Here is a 1,607-nt window from a genome sequence, read left to right on the forward strand (position 1 = left end):
GTATAAGCTCAGTAGGACCGTACGCATGAAAGCACTGCTGAAAAATGCATTACTACCTCCGGCATATAAACAAGAGATCATCGCGTTAGATAACTTTCCTCAAAAGCCATTGTAAGGTGATGGCTGGCTCCTCTTCGAATAGTCGATTCAGCGCAGTTTCCTACCAATATACACGTACACAAACGCCAACAGCGTAAACAGTATCACCAGGCCGACAGCATTGCTCATGACATTTGCAAAGCCCAGCACAGAAACGTCCACGAACGGATAAGGGTAAAACCCCGAAAAGAATCCTCGAATTAAAATGTAAACAAGGTAGACAAGCGGGAATACTAGCCCCATGGTTATTTGTGTAAAGGAAACGTTGTGCCGATCCTCGTATCTATACCAATACCCAATCGTCAATACCGGTACAACAGAGTGGAGCAGCTCGTCTACCACTTGCTGGAGACCCGTCGGCGTCCAAAGCTGCCTGAGTATAACATGGTAGACTAAACCGACAACCGTGATGTAAATCGTAATGGCGGTAAGTGTTCCCGTCTTAACTTTGCTTTTGCCAACGGCCTGCAACGTAAAAAATAGCGCCACCATCGTATTAGTAAGGATTGTGAAAAAGCTAAAAAAACGCACAATGGTTTCTGCTACCGGTTCTACTCGGCTATCCAGCATCAACCAGCATTGTGCAATTAATGCAAACCAGCCCACGGCGGCAAAAACAATGGCCAGTGGTCTCCTATAGCTGTTCATAAACGGTTCTTTTCATTGTCTTTCCAATTTTTTTTGAACGTTGCTGTTTTTTGTCCCAAAGCCGCCACCACTTGCAATAGCGCCCGGGCTTGCCAATTGTGCCTATCGATTGGTAAGTACAATAAAGCAACGATACTCCAAAACGAAAAAAAGTTGGTGTCCAGCGGTATCGCTTTAGACCAACTTCTCTTGTTTCCTGTAGCCCGTAGGGGAATCGAACCCCTGTTTCAAGAATGAAAATCTTGCGTCCTAACCCCTAGACGAACGGGCCGCTAATTATTGAATGCAAATATAACCGTAATTTGGATAGATGCAACTATAAGAACGAGCAATTTATATCAAATCAAAACCGATGTCTTTACGAAAATATTTACCTTCAAAATAAATGCGCCCCGCATCCGCCGTTGCTTGCTGCAAGGCATCGAAAAGGGTGTCTTCTAGCGCAGTGACTGCCAATACGCGGCCACCCGCCGTTTGTACAACACCATCAATTTCATTCGTACCCGCATGGAATACGATAGATTCTTTCACGTTTTCTATATTGTTGATGGCCTTTCCAGGTTCGTACACCCCCGGATATCCCCCAGAAACCAATACCACCGTTGCGGCGGTTTTCGGAGACAGGGTAAAGGAACGTTCGGCAAGATTGCCTTGCGCTACTCCTGCCAATAAGTCTATGAGATCACTTTCAATACGCGGCAACACACTCTCCGTTTCAGGATCGCCCATGCGCACATTATATTCAATCACGTATGGCTCGCCATCTACATTCATCAGCCCGATAAAGATAAATCCCTTGTAGGGAATGTTATCCTTCTTCAGTCCGGCAACGGTCGGCACGATGATGCGTTGCTCTACTT

2 protein-coding genes and 1 tRNA gene are annotated in these 1,607 nt (G+C 45.8%); all 3 read right to left on the bottom strand.

The window, feature by feature from the left end; genetic code table 11:
- Positions 1-147: 147 nt before the first annotated feature.
- A complete protein-coding gene (locus tag WBB14_RS00215) occupies positions 148-747 on the bottom strand; it encodes a Pr6Pr family membrane protein (protein ID WP_424238046.1) in 600 nt (199 codons plus the stop codon).
- A gap of 199 nt (positions 748-946) precedes the next feature.
- Positions 947-1,018: transfer RNA gene (locus WBB14_RS00220), tRNA-Glu, on the bottom strand.
- 62 nt (positions 1,019-1,080) lie between these two features.
- Positions 1,081-1,607: phosphoribosylglycinamide synthetase C domain-containing protein (locus tag WBB14_RS00225; protein WP_424238047.1), on the bottom strand; the 527-nt coding region annotated here is incomplete at its 5' end.

Origin of the sequence: Achromobacter sp. (assembly GCF_049647645.1) — a bacterium.
GTDB lineage: Bacteria > Pseudomonadota > Gammaproteobacteria > Burkholderiales > Burkholderiaceae_B > Achromobacter.

Bases quoted from the DNA above. Each gene is read 5' to 3' on its own strand.
- WBB14_RS00215 (WP_424238046.1), bottom strand. From the start codon at position 747: ATGAACAGCTATAGGAGACCACTGGCCATTGTTTTTGCCGCCGTGGGC.